The sequence below is a fragment of the Dokdonia genika genome (genome assembly GCF_042652845.1).
In the GTDB taxonomy this organism is placed as follows: Bacteria; Bacteroidota; Bacteroidia; order Flavobacteriales; family Flavobacteriaceae; genus Dokdonia; species Dokdonia donghaensis.
In genome coordinates this window covers 135,787-154,560 of the sequence record NZ_JBHSHB010000023.1, presented here as the reverse complement: position 1 = coordinate 154,560, position 18,774 = coordinate 135,787, and the positions used below count along the sequence as shown (strand labels likewise).

Below are 18,774 nucleotides of genomic sequence, written 5' to 3'. Positions count from 1 at the left end.
TATTAAAATCTATATCCTATACCAAACTCTACTGCCTCTGCTTTTGCACCGTGTGCCTTTACGACCATACTCCCTGCAAGGTGTTTCCCGAAGGTTCTTTTTAAACCTAACCTATTGTAAAATCTTCCTTCAAAATCATACGGGTAGTACACATAATATCCCAATTGGGATACAAAAGAAAGCTCATTAAAGTGCAGCTCGTGACCTACAAAAATCCCAAAACGTTTCCAGTCTTCCTCACCCGTGACATCACCATCTGGATATGCAATAGACTCATAACGTATGAGCTCTTTTAAAAAATTTGCAAAAAATGCGTCAACTCCCGCCGTAAAACTAGATTTGTGATTAATACGCTTATCTACAAAGGCAGTAATAGTAACAAAACCATAGCGTGGTGAGTTGTTTATATCGCTCTGGTTTGCTCCACCGCGCAGTGTCAAGTTAAAATGTATAGGTTCTTTATAAGGTGTTTTTTCTCCCATAGGTATATACTCGGGAAACTCGGCCGCTTTTGGGAAGTAATTTAATCCTGCAGTAAACGCCCACGTATTTGTAGAATTATTTGGCGCCTTGAGATTTGCATTACTATAGTGTATAATAGTCACCCCTGCTTGAAAGCCTATATTTTTAAAAATATTATTTTTCTTATAACTTAACTTAAGCATCGTGCTGCTCAAGACTGTAGTACCGTATGCATTATTTATAAAATTAGTCTCCCTATCATAAGGTTTTGTAGCAATCGCGAGCCCCTGCCCTATTCTAAACTGCAAGCGCTTCTTCCAGTAATAAAAGTTATAATGCGCATACGCACTATATAACTCTCCCAGATACTCATTTTTCATATCTTGGAACACAAAGGTGTACCCCACATCTGGAAAGTTGTAACGACGCTCCCAGGGTTCAAAACCGTAAGTCTTTCGGTTATATGCCAGCATCACTCCCGTAGGATGTTCTGTAATAAGGTGAGAAATATCTGGATTATGTTCTAAAATCGTTCCGCCAAAAAGGTCTGCTTCTACATCAAAGGGTCTTACTTTATCTTCTTGTGCAGTAGCGCAAATGCCATAGAGTAATACAAATACAATAGTAATAATGCGCATAGATGAAGGTTATAATGATTTTTTAAACCTACGAAAAAATGTCTGCTCTAGTTTGTCTAAAATCTACTATTTTTAAAAGGTTTTTTTACGCTTTCGCGAAAGCGTACCTATATCTATTAAACTCCTACAAGTCTTTATAAAATAAAAAAGCCCGCTACTTATGTAGCGGGCTCTTGTAATATATGTGTTGCTCTTATTTATTGTTTACGTAAAAGGCGTGAATCACTCCGGGAAGCCAGCCTAATAGTGTAAGTAAGATGTTTATGAGAAGATCTTTTCCGGCTCCTTTTTCTAACGCAACTGCTAGTGGCGGAAATAGAATGCTGAGTATAATTGTAATTAATGACATTGGTTACTTTTTTTTGGTTATTGTTTGTACAAAGCTACAGATGAGACCATTTGTAAATTGCTAATTTTAAATTAATTGTATTGATTTTAACAAAAATCATAGCAATTTTTTAAAAATTTACAGTGTTTTAAAATTAACTAACCAATTAATCTTTTAGTACTATGAATATTTTTGAAGCAATTAGAAACGACCACGATATCCAGCGAGACTTATGCGATAGACTTACCTCAACCTCTGGTAATAGCAGTGACAGAAAACAGCTCTGGAAAGCACTAAAAGAAGAATTAGAAATACACGCAGACGCAGAGGAAAGACATTTTTACAGCCCGCTTATACATAATGATATGATGCAGGAGCACGCTAGACACGGTATAGCAGAGCATCACGAGATGGATGAACTTATAGAAAAAATAGATGATACGGATATGGATTCTCCTGCCTGGCTTACTTATGCAAAACAGTTGTGTGAAAAAGTCGAACATCATCTCGAAGACGAGGAGCATACCTTTTTTCAGCTAGCAGGTAAAGTACTCTCAGAAAATCAAAAGACAGATCTTGCTACTGCGTACCAAGATGCAATGAAAGAACGTAGATAATCAAAAATACTGGCCTATACCAAAGACAATTCCGCTGGTGGCATCTTGTGTTATACCATATCCATAGTCTACCCTAAAGGTTGCATTAAATATCTTTTTATGAATAAACCTAAGGCCTAGACCTGGATAAACTCGCAAATTTTGATCATCACCAAAATCGCCAAAATCTCCCCCGGGATTGCGCCAAGAGCCAGCATCTACAAAACCCACTCCTTGTATTGTAAACCAGTCTCGATCTGCTAGCGTTTGTCTATACTCTGCATTGAGTACTACCACACCGGTGCCTCTATCTATGGTATTACCTACACCCCGTATATTAAGATTATTATCTACAGAAAATGGGGCAAAGGGTGAATCTGCATTTGTAGCAAGGCCTAGACGCAATCGCGTTGCGATGTTTCCATCATAAACACCATCCTTATCTCGTATTCTAGCAAAATATCTAAAATCATTCCACCAGATGGTAAAATCTGGTAATGTCACCGCATTAGCCTGTACATATTGTACATTAAAAGTACTTTTAAAACCACTTACATACTGAAAGTCATACTTAAGAGCATCATACTCATAAATACCTTTAAGAAGAATTTTATCTACATTAAAGGCTTGTGGCACGCTCACATCTGTAGCTCCATTGAGGTATAAATAATCTTCATTAAAGAAGTTAACACCTAACTCAACACGATGCTTAAAGTTAAAAGCATATAGGCCTAAAATCTCTATGGAGGTATTGTTATACTTATAGTCTGCAGTACCATTATCTAAGAACACAGGTTCTTGAGTAGTAAGACTCTGAAAGTTTATCGCAAGTCCTACATTGTTATTAAATAAAAAAGGCGCTCTAAAATTTATACCATACGAGCTAAAAATATCTTTCTGATAAAACCCTCCAAAACCTATATTTCTTCCTAATAAATTATATTCATAAAGGCCTAGCCTGTATGCAAACTCATCATCATTAGTCGTGTAAAGATTTACTTGTGGATTTATGGTAATATTTTCTTCTACGTTATAAAAAACATTATAGAAGTTATCGTGTGACTTAAAAACCTGAAAATAAGCGTGAGCAACTGCTGGAAGTCTTTTAAGGCGTATTATATCTTGATTTATCACTGCAGAGTCTAATGTAACTCCTGGTTTTATATCACTTATGAGTTTTATAAAACTAGGTTTAAGCCTTTTTGAGCCTTGTACTTTGAGGTCTAGCACTTTACCCTCTTGTCCAGCAAGCTGTACAGCGGTAATGCAACATACCATTAAAATCAATACTCTCTGTAACACTTTACATCATTATAAAAGAATCTCTACCTATTAAAAATACTGTCCTATCCCAAAGACAAGACCACTGTTTTGTGACGCTCCTAGGCCTACGCCATAGTCTAGTCGTATAACTGCATTAAATATACGTTTATGTATAAAACGCACCCCTGCTCCAGAGTATACCTCAAGAGCATCACCACTTACAAGGTTATCTAGCGGTTGCCTTGCCTCTCTTAAGGTTCCCCCATCTACAAAGGCATTACCCTGTAGTACAAACCAGCCTCTCTCTAGCAGCGTGTGACGGTACTCTGTATTTATAAATATAAAACTCGTACCCCTCGCTATATCATTACCAGCCCCGCGTAAGTTAAATTGATTATCTACAGTAAATGGCGCAAAATCAGACTCATTAAAAGAAGCAAATCCTAATTGTAATCTACTTGCCCAGTTACCTTTACTTCCTATTCTTTTAAAATATTCGGTTGTATTAACTCCTATAAAAGAGTCGTCAAGTAAGCCCTCACCTCCATTAATATATCTTGCATCAAGTAAGTTTCTAAAACCAGAAACATACTGATAATCTATGTCTAAAAAATTTGTCTCATACTCTGCTCGCACAGCAATTTTTGAAGCCTCTAGATTGTTTGGAAAAGTAGCATCTATCTCAGTCTCGTTTGCAACATACTGCTCTTTAAAAATATTAATTCCTAGCTCTGCTTTATTATGAAAGTCAATTTCGTAAAGTCCGTAAATCTCAGCTCCAGCTCTATCTTTTTTATAATTGAGAGTAGTTGTATCAAAGTAAATGGGCTCAAAGGTGACATCTTTAATATAATTTACACCTAGCCCTAACTTGTTTGTAAATAAAAATGGGGCTTCCCAGTAAGCACCGTAAGAATTAAAAACATCACGCTGGTAAAAGCCACCCACAATCTGGCTCTGGCCTAAGAAGTTAAATTCAAATACACTTAGTCTAAAGGCAAAACTTCCATCATTTGCCTCAGAGATACGTATACCCGGTATAATTGTAAAATTTTCTACAATATCATAAGTGACTTCTATAGCACCATTATCTACCTCAGCTATACTAGCGGTAGCTTTTGCAATGGCAGGAAGTCTATTAAATCGCTCTACATCTGTAGCTACTTTAAGCGAGTCGTAAGGAGATGCTACTTCTGTTTTTATTAGTCTTCTCAACAGTGACTCATCTACTTTTTTTAACCCTTTAAAAGTGATTCTATCTACTTGCTGTTTTTGAGCATAAACAAGGCAAGGCAGCAAGAACAGACATAGATATATAATTTGTTTCATAGGCTTTTATACGATACTATGAGTCTGTCGGTTCTTAATCGTAAACATTGCAGTAGCTATCGTATTTAATTTCTACCGTAGTATTCTTTTACAATATCTTGAGCTGGTTTGTTTTGAGGTGTAAACTGGCTATTTTCTGGTCCTCCTACACGGTCGTGATGTATAAACCATTTCCATAAAAAGCCTCCTGCCATCCACTCTTCATCCCAGATGGCTTCATAAAGTGCTTTTGTAACATTTGCCTGTGCATCCAGATTTACTTGGGTCATACTTCGGTCAGAGCGCCAGGGTTCTTTACCTGTATAGTCTACAGAGCGATAACCATACTCTGTAAATAATACTTTGCGTTGTTGCGCTTTCGCGAAAGCGGAAATCTCCTCTTTCCATTTTATCCAGCCTTCTATAGCACACTCCACCGTAGGTGTTTGATCATCACATACTGGAAAGTAGGCATCTATCCCAATGTAATCCAGCTGTTGCCAGAAAGGGGTTCGTTTATACTCATCCCAGTTTGCAGCATACGTAAGCTTACCTTTGTATACTTTTTTGATATCTTTTATGAGCTGTTGCCAGAAAGCTGGTCTATTTACTACAAATTGCTCCAGCTCTGTACCTATGCAAAATATTGCTACATTTTCCTCTTGAGCAAGTGTCGCATAATCCATTATAAAATCGCGATACGATTGCTCAAGTGCCAGCCACTCCTCTTCTGTCTCCATCTTAAGGTAACCTGTAAACTCACCCCGACGTATCCATATCTGGGGTTTGAGCATTACATCTATACCTTTATCGTGAAGTTGTGCTACATAATTACGACCGCCTTCTCTAGTCTCACCATACCACTGTCTATCTGTATTGTATACAATTTGCGCTTTATCTAGTGCCGGCACAAACCCAAAGGGCATAACCGCAGCATAGTTTGCGTTTATATCAAGAACGGGTGCCACGTGACTGCTGTCTACTGGAGAGCGATTTGCTACAAAGCTTACTCCATTAATTTTTCCATCTGGTGGAAGCTGGGCACTACAACCTTCTAGAAGTAAAACAAGCACAAGGCATTGTAATAGTATTTTCATAACAAATGTGATTCTATAAAATAAAGATAGCTTTCTATATCACAAACCAAAAAAACCTGACCACTTTTATAAGTAGTCAGGTCTAGCGATCTCTAGATTATAAAGTATACATCAAATCTAGTAGATGCTTATATTAAAAAACAACTCGTAGTCCCAAGTTAAAAGTCTCACCTAGTCCCGTATTATTACCTCTTACAAAGTTGGTATACAAAGCCTCGAGGTTGAGCTCGTCTGTGAGTTGATATTTTGCGCCTCCACCTACTGCGGTAAAGTCTTGCTCAAAATCATTACCTAGATCTATGCGCTGTGAGTGCTGTACTAAGCCTAGAACGGTAAACTTAGCACTGGGGAAGTAACTTAAAAACACCCCTGGCGTAAGATTTAAACTATTATTTGCAAAGCTGCCGTTTACGGTGTCAAAGTTTTCATCTTGCTCTGCCTCTTTTCCAAAATTAAACTCAGAGTTAAGCTCTGCAAATACTTGCCAGTCACCACCTGCAAAGGTGTGATCAAAAAAGAAACGGTTTTGCCACGTAAATCCTTTTTGGTCAAGAAAAACCCCTTGCTCTGTCTCTTGATCTATAAGTGGTATAGATAGCGAACTTTGAATCGAAAAGTTATTTACAGATGCAAATGGAACAAACTTTACCACAGGAGCGATAGAAGTAAGACCACTACGAGCGGTGCCACGCTCTCCGTCAAAACTAAAGACATCTAGCGCATCTCTACCGCCTATTACATTAGATCGCACTTCTAAAATTACACCTACATTGAGTCTTCTATTTTCTGACACTCCAGTAAAAGCTTCTAGTGATGATGTCAAAAATGATTGCCTAGGCTCATCACCATCTGTAAATGTACTTTCTGTTTGCGTGTACAAATTATTAAACCACTTGATATCATATTGTCCTTTTGCAATAAGCTTAGATGGTGTAAGCGTCTGTATGACAGAGCCGCCGATCTCGTTATCATCATTATCTTGTGCGTAAATTGTAGTAGCGATTAGGCATAGTGCGCCTATTAAAAAATGTTTCATTTTTTTAAATATTAGGTTGGAAATTTATAATTGTACTTTCTTAATTCAGCTACCGTGGAGTGAGAAAAGAAGTTGTAAAAGTTTTATGCATTAATGAAAGAACTGAGCCTGGTAGGGGTAACTGCTTTATAAACCCTTTGTATTATGAAAACTTCACATAAAGCAGCGCAGGCTCAGTATATACTCATTATTTTATATCATTAAGTGTCCAGTCATATGGATAGTATGAAAGTTTTGCAGTCTCGTCTATTTTGCTATCTCTATATTTATTGATAAACTCTAGCACACTCCCACTTCTCGTAAAGTCACCGTTATACCACTCAAAAATTTGCGAGATCTGTACCTTTTTACCTTTTACTCGTATAAACGATGGATTATTGAGCGCTAGTTTAGTTTGTCGTTCTAACTGAGCTTCAAGCTTACTAGGTGTGTATGCTTCATTTATAATAGGAGGACAGCCCAACCCTGCACATACAAGTACAAAGTGAAAACGAGCCTCATCTGGAAAAACAGCACGTAGCTTCTTGTTTTCTATATCATTAAGGGTGATTGAGCTACCTCCTACAGCGTGTTTTTGTTTGTCAAAAAAGCCTTTTATACTGAGCGGTTGCTTTACGGGATACTTAGCCACAATCCCTTTTATTACAGAAAGATTGTAAGCATTGATCCAGAAAGCTTGATACGTTTTTGCATCTGTCTTGCTCACTTTAATGGTTTTTGCAGCCTCAAGAAGTTTATCTAAAGACTCCGGATTACTTTGTACAGCAGCATAATCTACTCTTCCATTTTTTATATATTCTTTAAAAAAAACATCTGCATCTGTAAAAAATGCATCTGTACTCTGTGCACTCATCGTGTTAATAACAAGTAGTGTAAAAAGGAAAGTAACGATTTTCATAATTGCTGTTTTATGTGCACTTGGGTCGGGTAAAAAACAATCGTCTTACACTTTTTCTTAAAATAAATTGATTTTAATCACCAGATAGCTTGCTGTCCTTAATGTATTTATAGCATTAATCTACAATTCATTTAGATATATTCTAAATAAGACTAGGTGCTGTTAAGTTTACTATCTTTAGTTCGACACAACCCTAGTAACTTGTGAAGAAAAAAGGTTTTACACACGCTTTCGCGAAAGCGTAATCACATACCACATTACTACAACCTCTTTTCAACTTACTTAAAAACACCAACCACTATGCAAGAACATATCGTCATTATAGGCAACGGGATCTCTGGCGTTACAACCGCCCGTCACATTCGCAAAGCTTCTGACAAAAAGATCACCATCATCTCTGCCGAAACAGATTACTTCTTTTCTCGCACAGCGCTTATGTATATCTATATGGGACATATGAAATATGAGCACACAAAACCGTATGAAGATTACTTCTGGAAAAAAAACCGTATTGATCTTAAACGTGCTTTTGTAGAGACGGTAGATCACGAGAATAAGCAATTATTACTCTCTGGTGGTGAAAAAATGAGTTATGATAAACTCGTGCTTGCGGTAGGGTCAAAACCTAATAAATTTGGCTGGCCAGGGCAAGATCTAGACGGTGTACAAGGGTTGTACTCAAAACAAGATCTAGATATGCTAGAGGCAAATGCTCCAGATAAAGAAACCTGTAAACGTGCTGTGGTAGTAGGTGGCGGTCTTATAGGTATTGAAATGGTAGAGATGCTGCTCACGCGTGATATACCGGTCACATTTTTAGTAAGAGAAAACAGTTTCTGGAATGGCGTTTTACCACAAGGAGAAAGCGAGATGATTAACAGACACATTAAATCTCACCACGTAGATTTACGTTTAGGCTATAATCTAGATAGTATTCTAGCAGATGATAATGGTAAAGTGCGCGCTGTAACTATAAAAGAGACAGGAGAAGAAATAGCCTGCAACGTAGTAGGACTTACCGCTGGTGTGTCTCCTAATGTGGCTTTCTTAAAAGAAAGTGGTATTGAGTTAGGCCGAGGTATCAAGGTGAACCCTATGCTGGAGACTAATATAAAAGATATTTATGCCATAGGTGATTGTGCAGAACAACACGAGGGTATAAACGGTCGTAGACCAATTGAAGCTGTCTGGTATACGGGCAGAATGATGGGAGAAGCACTCGCACAGACATTAACTGGAAATCCTACTGCCTATAACCCTGGTCACTGGTTTAACAGTGCAAAATTTATGGATATAGAGTACCAGACGTATGGATGGGTGTTCTCAAAGCCTAAAGACGGCAATACACACTTTCACTGGATGCATAAGGATGATAACAAGTGTATCACTATAGAGATGCAAGAGGATAGTCGCAAGTTTGTGGGTATAAATAACTTTGGTATCAGGCTACGTCACGAGCTATTTGACCGCTGGCTTACTGAGGGACGCACAACAGATTATGTGCTAGAGCATCTTAAAGATGCAAACTTTGATCCTGAGTTTTATAGCCATTATGAGAAGGATATTCTCGATGCTTATAATGCTGCATACGGGACATCACTTAGTCCTAAAAAGAAAAGCTGGAAAAGAATTTTTGCATAACCAACCTAATGACTTACACTTATGAAAATTATTAAAAACCTAGGCTTGGTGATCTTTATTACTGGGCTTGCCATCTGGACAGCTTCCATCTTTATGGGAGACTTCACCTTAAAACAAGAACAACTTGACTCCTTTATTTCTGAAAAAGGAATTAAAAGCGAACTCGTCGCTCAAAAAATCTCAGATAACGTAGTGGGTAAAAAACTAGGCACATTTGCTTTTACAGGTGCCGTAAGAGATGCCCTTGCTCAAAATAATGACTATTATGATGCACAAATTGCAAAATATGATGCGGCAAAGGAGTGGGATAAAAAAGGAGAACAATATCAGTACAGAATAAATGATAAAGACTTTCAAGCCTTTAGCTTCTCACTAGCCAAAAAAGCCGGAACAGGATTTATAGTAGAAAACAAAGGGCTTATGTGGTTCTTAACCTTTGGGCTAGGGATACTAGGAGCTCTTATGTTCATTTTTCCTAATCTCGTGTTGCTAGGCAAACCAGGCATCAAAAATGACCACGTATATCACGAGGCAGCAACCAATAGAGGATGGATTGCCTGGCTGGTACTTGTGTACCTCGTACTATTTTATCTCGTGCTTTATTTTAATGCAGACTATGTGGTAAACTGGACATTTATACTCGACCCTATAAGTAATGCGCTTAATGGTGGAGATGCCAGCCAGTGGTTTGTTTATGGCTTTTTATACTGTGTGATTATGGTAACGATGGCGGTGCGTATGTATATAAAATACCGTCACAATAAATACCAGATTGTACGTACTACCTCTGTACTATTCTTTCAGATTGTATTTGCCTTTCTTATCCCGGAGATTATGGCAAGTTTAGGAAAGCCTGGTTATGATTTTAAAAACGCATTCCCGCTAGATTATGATTTCTTCTTTGAGTGGAATCTCGACACACTTACTCAGAGTGGTGGTTTAGGTATCTTCATCCTCGTATGGGGTGTTGTGCTTACATTAGTGATTGTGCCAGTAATGGTTTACTTTTTTGGAAAAAGATGGTACTGTAGTTGGGTTTGTGGTTGTGGTGGCCTTGCCGAAACTCTTGGTGATCCCTACCGCCAGCATTCTAATAAATCTATGAAAGCCTGGAAACTTGAGCGCTGGCTCATACACTCGGTACTCGTATTTTCACTAGTGATGACACTCGTCACATTATACTGTTACTTTACCGGTGCAGAAGCTTTTTTAGGAATCAACTCGCAATGGATAAAAGACACCTATAGCTTCCTGATAGGAGCTTGGTTTGCAGGAGTAATTGGGACAGGTTTCTACCCTATTTTTGGTAACCGTGTATGGTGCCGTTTTGGATGCCCACTAGCAGCTTACTTAGGGTTTGTACAACGTTTTAAATCTCGTTTTAGAATCACTACAAACGGAGGGCAATGTATCTCTTGTGGTAACTGTTCTACCTACTGTGAGCAAGGAATTGATGTCCGTGCATATGCTCAGAAAGGAGAAAACATCGTGCGTTCTAGTTGTGTAGGTTGCGGTATATGTAGCGCTGTATGTCCTCGTGGCGTACTTAAGTTAGAAAACGGACCAGAAGCAGGTCGTATCAACCCTACGCAAGTATTACTAGGTAATGATGTAGACCTTATGGATTATGTAAATAACAAAGAGGCAAGCTAGAAGATTTTTTACGCTTTCGCGAAAGCGGAATACTAATTTATATAGCTCTTTGCATAGCATATCGCTAAAGCAAATTAAAAAACAACCACCTTAGTCATCTAGGGTGGTTTTTTAATACGCTAAGTAATCGTTAAGACACATAAATCTCCCCTGTTTCTGTATACTTTCTCATAACTTTGCGACACATATAAAGCCTCACAGATTATGAGGTGATACCATAAAAACACAGCGCAATGCTAGCATATATAAAAGAAGTATTACAAGAAATGCCCCAAGACTGGTTACGTCTTACCACACATAGACTAGATATTTATGATGAGTCTCAAGCCAAAAGCCAGTTTCTTGATGAGTTTGAAAAACTATATAACAATAATGTTTCAGATCAAGAATCACTGAGCCAGTTACCTACAGCTTACGATTATATTAGACTGGGACACCCACTATCAAGTATTTTAGAATGGGCAATAGCAAAAACATATGACCTAAAGACAGAAAGCGTTATAAGCTTTCAGTCTAAGACTGTACCTGTACTTGCCGTGCTTCGTAAAAATTTATTAGAAAATAAGAGCACACGCATTTTATATACTGGAGTGCTCTCTTCTCGTTTTGACACAACAGCCTTAAAAGAAGTGTACGGCTATAACTTTGAGCTTCAAAAGCTAGAAAGTGTTGATGATATCACACCTTTTAATGGAAGCACAGTACTGCTATCTGAACAGCAAAAAATCGCTACTACAGCCTTACATAAAGAAGTAGACTTTTATGTAAATACGTATGGAGATCTAGGTAGTATTCTCATTATTAATGGAGAAAATAACAACCACTACGTAGCAGATATACAACACGTGCGCAGAAGGGAGACGGTGGCAATGACACCAGAAAATACACTTGTAGCACTAGAGTCTCTCGTAAACACAACCGATTTTACCGCTAAAAAAAGTACCAAAGAAGCAGATAAAGTAAAGGTTCTAAGTACCATAAAAGAAATAACACAAGCAAACTCAAAAGCGCTTGTAGGTTCAAGTGGACTATCTATACAATATGCGATAATGATGGGTCTTGTGGCAGAAGCTCAAGAACAACACCCTGGCAAAGCAATCAAGTTTGTAGTACCACCTAACTGTTATGGAGGGACAAATGACCAAGCAAGACGCGTAGCTGCCTGTCTTGATAATGTAGAGGTTGTAGACCTACCGGTAGATGGTGATAATGATATGGTACAAAGTGTAGACCGTGTACTTACTACACTCGCAGAGCAAGATGCTATACCATACATCATTGCAGAGATCCCTACAAATCCAAGGGTAGAGGTGCCAGATCTTGTAAAACTTAAAGAAGTGTTGAGCACTACTCGTAAAACGCCTAGTGGAGACACAGCAATAGATCCAGTATTTATTCTAGATCAAACGTTTTGCCCTAATGTACACTTCTTAGGTGATAATGATTATCTATCTACTGTGAGAGCAATCTCATACGCCAGCGGATCAAAATTTCCGAGTGGTGGTAAAGTGACTGCTGGCTACTGTGTGGCAAACACAAAAGCAACTCCGCTCATCGCAAATATCGAGAAGCACTTAACCATATGCGATAATGAGGCTACAGCTTTGCAATATGAGTTACTTGCTCAACAACTGCCTTCTATGAACCAGCGCATTGCAGATGCTTATGTCAACACACGTAAGTTTGTAACTTTTATAAGCGAAGTGCTGCCAGATGCAAAAATCAATTTTGTATCAGAAGAGCTTGCTCAAGAAGGATTTACACCGTCTGTGTTTTCGCTAGACTTACCTACTAAAGGTGATACTCCAGCACAGCGTGAGACCTATAAAAGAGCACTCAACCACAAACTTATAAACTTAATGATTACAAAAATCCCTGAAGAGAGCAAGTACTGTGTGAGTTATGGGCAACTTAAGGGTGTGTACTGGACTATACCTGCAACCTCTACCCAAGGAACAACTAAGGAGGGTGATAAAGATTACATCGCTCGTGTGTCACTCTCACCAAATATGGATTTAGAACGTCACAAAGAGATTTTTAGAGAATTTGTAAGTGAGATGTAACCAGAATTTGTTGCAAAATTTAGAGACGCTTGTAGAATCTGTTTTAGGTTTTGCAAGCGTTTTTTAGTTATGAGCATTATGGATTTTATTACGCTTTCGCGAAAGCGTAACATCGCGTTTTAAAATTTATGTAGAAACATTATCTTGTAATTAAAATAACGTAATGACCACTTCTCAACATCTTGCAAAGCACCTCAGAGAGTTCATATCTGGACCTAACACGACGGGTTCTCATCTTAAAGAACATCTAGATGATATAACACTAGAAGAGGCAAATCAGGCTGTTTACGGCCTTAATAACATTGCAAAGCTTGTGTACCACATAAATTACTATATAGAAGCCGTAAGCGGCGTACTAGACGGTGAGCCACTTACTGCAAAAGATATATATAGCTACGATGCACCTATATTAAAGAGCCAAGAGGCTTGGAAGTTAAGACTCGACAGATTGTATACAAATCTAGATAGATGTGCATCTCAGGCATCTAGGCTTACAGACCAAGAGCTAAAGAGTAATTTTGTATTAGAAAAGTACGGTACTTATGAGCGTAATCTAATGGGACTGCTAGAGCACTCGCATTATCATTTTGGGCAAATTGTAGTTCTCAAAAAAATAATTAGACAACAGCCTGTACAGTAAGATTTACCTTAAAATAAAAAACTCCCGATATTGCTATCGGGAGTTTTTAGTTATTTAGTCTTCTAGAAGCTTCATCTCAAAGTCTTCCATAAACTTAGTGGTATAGTTACCAGCTATATAGTCTGGGTGGTCCATAAGTTGCCTGTGGAAAGGTATGGTAGTCTTTATACCTTCTATTACAAACTCATCAAGAGCACGTTTCATTTTGTTAATCGCCTCTTCTCTAGTCTGTGCTGTCGTAATTAACTTAGCAATCATAGAGTCATAGTTAGGCGGTATCATATACCCACTATATACGTGTGTATCTATACGTACACCGTGTCCTCCTGGAGCGTGTAAATTTGTAATACGTCCTGGTGATGGTCTAAAATCGTTAAAAGGATCCTCAGCATTGATACGACACTCTATAGAGTGTAGTTGTGGGTAGTAGTTTTTACCAGATACTGGTACACCTGCTGCCACGAGTATTTGCTCACGTATAAGATCATAGTCTACCACCTGCTCAGTAATAGGGTGCTCTACTTGTATACGTGTATTCATCTCCATAAAGTAGAAGTTGCGGTGCTTGTCTACAAGAAACTCAACCGTTCCTGCTCCTTCATAATTAATAAACTCTGCTGCTTTTACTGCTGCTTCACCCATACGCTCACGTAAGTCATCTGTCATAAATGGCGATGGTGTCTCTTCGGTAAGTTTTTGGTGCCGTCTTTGTACAGAACAATCTCTTTCAGACAGGTGACAGGCTTTACCTGTGCTATCTCCTACAATTTGGATTTCAATATGGCGTGGCTCTTCTATGAGCTTTTCCATATACATACCGTCGTTTCCAAAGGCTGCAGCACTTTCTTGACGTGCACCTTCCCAAGCTTTAAGTAGGTCTTCTTCTTTCCATACGGCACGCATACCTTTACCTCCACCACCAGCGGTAGCTTTAAGCATTACAGGGTAACCCGTCTCTATGGCAAGTTTTTGACACTCTTCAAAATCTTTTATGATACCGTCAGATCCTGGTACACAAGGTACGCCTGCGGCTTTCATAGTTTCTTTTGCAGTAGCTTTATCTCCCATTTTTGAAATCATCTCTGCAGATGCTCCAATAAATTTTATGTCGTGCTCCTCACATATTTTTGAAAACTTTGCGTTTTCAGAAAGGAATCCATATCCCGGGTGTATAGCGTCTGCATTTGTAATCTCTGCTGCTGCAATAACGTTAGACATCTTAAGGTAAGACTCGTTACTTGCTGCTGGGCCTATGCATACTGCCTCGTCTGCAAATTTTACGTGAAGACTCTCACGGTCTGCTGTAGAGTATACAGCTACCGTTTTAATCCCCATCTCTTTACACGTACGTATTACCCTAAGGGCAATCTCACCACGGTTTGCTATAAGTATCTTCTTAAACATACTGTTTATTTTTTATTGTGATTACTGCGTGTTTTTGTTTAGGTCTCGCTTTCGCGAAAGCGTAAAAAACCACAGTCTCCTCAATGATTAAAATACCCGCAAGGGATTATGATGGATCTACCAAGAATAATGGCTGATCAAACTCTACTGGAGAAGAATCGTCTACTAGTACTTTTACAATCGTACCTGATACTTCACTTTCGATCTCGTTAAAAAGTTTCATCGCTTCAATAACACAAAGCACGTCACCTTCACCTATCGTTTTTCCTACTTCTACAAACATAGGCTTGTCTGGAGCCGGTTTTCTATAGAAGGTTCCGATTATAGGAGACTTAATAGTTATGTATTTTGAATTATCTTCTGCTGGGGCCGCTGGTGCTGCAGGTGCTGCTACCTCTGCAACTGGTGCTGCCGGAGCCGCTGGTGCTGCAGGAGCCATTTGCATTGCTGGCATTTGCTGTAAGAAAGTAGTTGGTCCTTTCTCATCGTCTGCACCAGTTCTGATAGTGATTTTTACGTCATCCATCTCAAGTTTTACTTCGCTAGCGCCTGACTTTGCAACAAATTTAATCAGATTTTGAATTTCTTTTAAATCCATAAGTGTTTGAATTTAGTCTGTTTAGGTTTAATTAGAGTTATATGCCCATTTGAGGTAGATCGAACCCCAAGTGAATCCACCACCAAAAGCGGCAAATATGATATTATCTCCTTTTTTTAGTTTATTCTCATAGTCGCTCATCAACAGTGGTAAAGTGGCTGATGTGGTGTTACCATATTTATGGATATTAATGAGTACTTTATCCTCATCTAGCTCCATCCTTTTGGCAGTAGCGTCTATAATACGTTTGTTAGCTTGATGTGCGATTAAAAAGTTAACGTCGTCACCACTAAGGTTATTACGCTTCATAATTTTATCACTTACATCTGCCATATTTGAAACAGCAAATTTAAATACGGTTTTTCCGTCTTGAAAAACTGTGTGCTGTTTATTATCTAAAGTTTCTTGTGAAGTGGGTAGTATACTCCCTCCTGCATCTATCTTAAGGTATTCTCTTCCTATTCCGTCAGATCTAAGATACTCATCTTGGAGTCCCATTCCTTCTTCATTAGGTTCAAATAGTACTGCACCTCCACCATCTCCAAAGATGATGCACGTAGCTCTATCTGTATAGTCTATAATAGATGACATTTTATCTGCGCCTATAAGCAGTACTTTCTTATACCTACCAGACTCAATATAACTAGCTGCTGTAGACATCCCGTAAAGAAAGCTAGAGCAAGCTGCTGTGAGATCAAATGCAAATGCATTAGTCGCACCTATTTGAGAGGCTGTATAAACTGCGGTCGAGGCTACTGGCATATCTGGTGTAGCAGTGGCTACGATTACCATATCTAACTCTTTGGGATCGAGTTGCTTTTTTTCAAGAAGATCTTGTGCTGCTTTGATGGCAAGAAACGAGGTTCCTTTGCCTTCTTCTTTAAGAATTCTACGCTCTTTAATACCTGTGCGAGTGGTAATCCACTCATCATTGGTATCAACCATAGTTGCTAAAATATCGTTAGTCAACACATAGTCTGGAACATAAGCTCCTACAGCTGTAATTGCCGCTGAGATTTTACTCATTTGTTTCAGTTAGATTTTTCGTTTTTATTCAGTTAAGAACAAAACGATGAGAAAAATACTAAAAATTGATCAAAAATGGCCTACAATTAACTTTTTTTGACAATCCTACGCATAAAAAAACTCTCACAATGTGAGAGTTCTATGTCTAGAAAATAGAAGCTTATGCCTCTACTTCTTCAGTCTTATCAATAACTACCTGACCTCTATAGTATAATTTACCTTCAAACCAGTGTGCTCTGTGGTAAAGGTGCGCTTCTCCTGTTGTAGGGTCTACAGCTATTTGAGGTATAGCAGCTTTGTAATGCGTTCTTCTTTTATCTCTTCTTGTTTTTGAGATTTTTCTTTTAGGATGTGCCATTACGTACTCTTATTTATCTGTTAATAGTTTTTTTAACGAATCCCATCTAGGATCTGTCTCTTCTTTCTCTTCTTTTGCTCTTTGGTCTGGAATACTTAATTCTTCCAGCTTTTCTAAAATATCTGACTTTAATGTTCCATCTGCTATACCAGGGTGAACCCTTTTATTAGGCATAGACAGCACAATAAGTTCATAAATATACTGAGCGACATTTACTTCATACTCTCCAAATGGGAGTATAAGAACATCTTCAATATCATCATTAAACTCTTGACCAAACTTAACTACAAGCTCATAGCTCCCACTTATAGGTTGATCATAAGGCTCATTTGTCACATCACAATTTATATTGATTGTTCCTGAGATATTAAAATCAAACTCCATAAAGGTAGACTTCTTTGTTAAGAGAAGTGTAGCCTCAACGCTTGCATCGTTAAAGTCATCATAGTTAAAAAGATCAAAGAACGATTTTGTAATCGTGTACTCAAACGTATGCTCTCCTTCTTTTAAACCTACGTACTGTATAGTGTATAGTTTTAATTCTTTCATTACATCATCCGTTTGGAGCGTGCAAAGATACATAATTTTTTAAATCACAATAGCTAAGAATTAAAAAAAATAATCTAACAGCTATATGATTAATGCATTGCACAACTATATTACACTTACTTTCTTGCTGGGCCTCTACCTGCACGCTCTCTTCCTGCGCGTTTTGGCGACACCTTAAGCACATCTTTTGTTATTTCTTGGTATTCTTTTCTTTTATTATAAATATTGATAGCCGCATACACTGCTTCTCTAAAAGAACCAGGATCTGCCTCACCCTTACCAGCTATCTCATAAGCCGTACCGTGATCTGGAGATGTTCTCACCTTATCTAGCCCAGCTGTATAATTTACACCCTTACCAAAAGACAAGGTCTTAAATGGTATCAAACCTTGATCGTGATATGCAGCGAGAATAGCATCAAAATTTTTATAGTTACCAGAACCAAAAAAACTATCTGCCGCATAAGGACCATACACAAGCTGTCCTCCAGCTCTCATTTTTTCTAAGGTAGGGATAAGCACTTTATCATCATCATCACCTATCACTCCATTATCTCCCACGTGAGGGTTAATACCCAGCAGTGCTATTTTAGGCCTATCTACTCCAAAATCTTGCTGCAAGCATTTATAGAGTGTATTCACCTTCTTTTTTATTACATCTGGTGTGATATTACTTGCCACATCTTTTACAGCTACGTGATCAGTAAGAAGGCCCACTTTTAAAGTATCTGTTACCATAAGCATCATAGCATTACCCGTAAGCTCTTGAGCAAGATAATCTGTATGACCAGGAAAAGCAAAATCCTCTTTCTGGATATTTGCTTTGTTTATAGGTGCCGTTACTAGCACATCTATATCACCATCTTTAAGCGCCTTTGTTGCTGCTGTAAATGACTTGAGTGCATAATCACCCGCAATACCTGTAGCCTCTCCCCACGATATACTTACAGGCTCTTTCCACAGGTTAAAGACATTAATCTTATTATCTAACGCTTTCGCGAAAGCGTCTATCCCATAAAACTCTGCTTGAAGCCCCAGTTCTTTCTTTATATATGAAAGCGTCTTTGCCGAAGCAAAAATTACAGGCGTACAAAAATCTAACATCATTGCCTCAGAAAACGTCTTGATCACAATCTCTGCGCCTATACCATTTAAATCTCCTATAGAAATCCCTACACGTACTTTTTGCTGTTTATTCATTTGATGCCTTTCGGGTT

General features: G+C 38.3%; 18 protein-coding genes. 5 read left to right on the top strand and 13 right to left on the bottom strand.

Annotated features, from left to right (window positions below):
- Positions 1-2 precede the first annotated feature (2 nt).
- Both ACFO5T_RS11920 and ACFO5T_RS11915 read right to left on the bottom strand, forming a co-directional pair.
- Entirely contained in the window at positions 3-1,100 is a 1,098-nt protein-coding gene (locus tag ACFO5T_RS11920) for an acyloxyacyl hydrolase (RefSeq protein ID WP_380034643.1), read from the bottom strand.
- Positions 1,101-1,293: 193 nt separating this feature from the next.
- Positions 1,294-1,449, bottom strand: a complete 156-nt coding sequence (locus ACFO5T_RS11915; protein WP_380034641.1) for a YqaE/Pmp3 family membrane protein — start codon at positions 1,447-1,449, stop codon at positions 1,294-1,296.
- 161 nt (positions 1,450-1,610) lie between these two features.
- Between ACFO5T_RS11915 and ACFO5T_RS11910 the strand changes: the two genes are divergently transcribed.
- On the top strand, positions 1,611-2,045 hold the full coding sequence (locus tag ACFO5T_RS11910; protein WP_375252995.1) for a hemerythrin domain-containing protein: 435 nt from the start codon (positions 1,611-1,613) through the stop codon (positions 2,043-2,045).
- Here ACFO5T_RS11910 and ACFO5T_RS11905 read toward each other — a convergent pair whose 3' ends face one another.
- The 5 genes from ACFO5T_RS11905 to ACFO5T_RS11885 form a co-directional block, all read right to left on the bottom strand.
- Positions 2,046-3,326 carry a BamA/TamA family outer membrane protein gene (locus ACFO5T_RS11905; RefSeq protein ID WP_380034639.1) on the bottom strand — a complete coding sequence of 427 codons (1,281 nt, stop codon included), beginning with the start codon at positions 3,324-3,326 and terminating at the stop codon, positions 2,046-2,048.
- A gap of 30 nt (positions 3,327-3,356) precedes the next feature.
- Positions 3,357-4,616 carry a POTRA domain-containing protein gene (locus ACFO5T_RS11900; protein ID WP_380034637.1) on the bottom strand — a complete coding sequence of 420 codons (1,260 nt, stop codon included), beginning with the start codon at positions 4,614-4,616 and terminating at the stop codon, positions 3,357-3,359.
- 65 nt (positions 4,617-4,681) lie between these two features.
- Positions 4,682-5,692 carry a glycoside hydrolase family 113 gene (locus tag ACFO5T_RS11895; protein WP_380034635.1) on the bottom strand — a complete coding sequence of 337 codons (1,011 nt, stop codon included), beginning with the start codon at positions 5,690-5,692 and terminating at the stop codon, positions 4,682-4,684.
- A gap of 133 nt (positions 5,693-5,825) precedes the next feature.
- The gene (locus ACFO5T_RS11890; RefSeq protein ID WP_380034633.1) at positions 5,826-6,728 is read right to left on the bottom strand and encodes a hypothetical protein; all 903 of its coding nucleotides are present in this window, start codon (positions 6,726-6,728) and stop codon (positions 5,826-5,828) included.
- A gap of 187 nt (positions 6,729-6,915) precedes the next feature.
- A complete protein-coding gene (locus ACFO5T_RS11885) occupies positions 6,916-7,626 on the bottom strand; it encodes a DUF547 domain-containing protein (protein ID WP_380034631.1) in 711 nt (236 codons plus the stop codon).
- A 300-nt stretch (positions 7,627-7,926) separates the two neighbouring features.
- Between ACFO5T_RS11885 and ACFO5T_RS11880 the strand changes: the two genes are divergently transcribed.
- The 4 genes from ACFO5T_RS11880 (at position 7,927) to ACFO5T_RS11865 (ending at position 13,623) form a co-directional block, all read left to right on the top strand.
- Positions 7,927-9,267 (top strand): NAD(P)/FAD-dependent oxidoreductase, encoded by a 1,341-nt coding sequence (locus tag ACFO5T_RS11880; RefSeq protein ID WP_380034629.1) that lies wholly within the window; start codon positions 7,927-7,929, stop codon positions 9,265-9,267.
- 21 nt (positions 9,268-9,288) lie between these two features.
- The gene (locus tag ACFO5T_RS11875) at positions 9,289-10,920 is read left to right on the top strand and encodes a 4Fe-4S binding protein (RefSeq protein ID WP_380034627.1); all 1,632 of its coding nucleotides are present in this window, start codon (positions 9,289-9,291) and stop codon (positions 10,918-10,920) included.
- 233 nt (positions 10,921-11,153) lie between these two features.
- Positions 11,154-12,983: a PLP-dependent aminotransferase family protein gene (locus ACFO5T_RS11870; RefSeq protein WP_380034625.1), complete on the top strand. Its 1,830-nt coding sequence runs from the start codon at positions 11,154-11,156 to the stop codon at positions 12,981-12,983.
- Positions 12,984-13,146: 163 nt separating this feature from the next.
- Positions 13,147-13,623, top strand: a complete 477-nt coding sequence (locus tag ACFO5T_RS11865) for a DinB family protein (RefSeq protein ID WP_380034623.1) — start codon at positions 13,147-13,149, stop codon at positions 13,621-13,623.
- A 54-nt stretch (positions 13,624-13,677) separates the two neighbouring features.
- Here ACFO5T_RS11865 and accC read toward each other — a convergent pair whose 3' ends face one another.
- From accC to pdxA, 6 genes are all read right to left on the bottom strand, one after another.
- Positions 13,678-15,027, bottom strand: coding sequence for an acetyl-CoA carboxylase biotin carboxylase subunit (gene accC / locus ACFO5T_RS11860; protein WP_380034621.1), 1,350 nt, complete (start codon positions 15,025-15,027; stop codon positions 13,678-13,680).
- Positions 15,028-15,133: 106 nt separating this feature from the next.
- A complete protein-coding gene (gene accB, locus ACFO5T_RS11855; protein ID WP_375253072.1) occupies positions 15,134-15,625 on the bottom strand; it encodes an acetyl-CoA carboxylase biotin carboxyl carrier protein in 492 nt (163 codons plus the stop codon).
- Positions 15,626-15,652: 27 nt separating this feature from the next.
- On the bottom strand, positions 15,653-16,651 hold the full coding sequence (locus ACFO5T_RS11850; RefSeq protein WP_380034618.1) for a beta-ketoacyl-ACP synthase III: 999 nt from the start codon (positions 16,649-16,651) through the stop codon (positions 15,653-15,655).
- A gap of 160 nt (positions 16,652-16,811) precedes the next feature.
- A complete protein-coding gene (gene rpmF / locus ACFO5T_RS11845) occupies positions 16,812-17,009 on the bottom strand; it encodes a 50S ribosomal protein L32 (RefSeq protein WP_013750156.1) in 198 nt (65 codons plus the stop codon).
- 9 nt (positions 17,010-17,018) lie between these two features.
- On the bottom strand, positions 17,019-17,558 hold the full coding sequence (locus ACFO5T_RS11840) for a YceD family protein (RefSeq protein WP_380034616.1): 540 nt from the start codon (positions 17,556-17,558) through the stop codon (positions 17,019-17,021).
- A 116-nt stretch (positions 17,559-17,674) separates the two neighbouring features.
- Positions 17,675-18,757 (bottom strand): 4-hydroxythreonine-4-phosphate dehydrogenase PdxA, encoded by a 1,083-nt coding sequence (gene pdxA, locus ACFO5T_RS11835; RefSeq protein ID WP_380034614.1) that lies wholly within the window; start codon positions 18,755-18,757, stop codon positions 17,675-17,677.
- Positions 18,758-18,774: the final 17 nt, after the last annotated feature.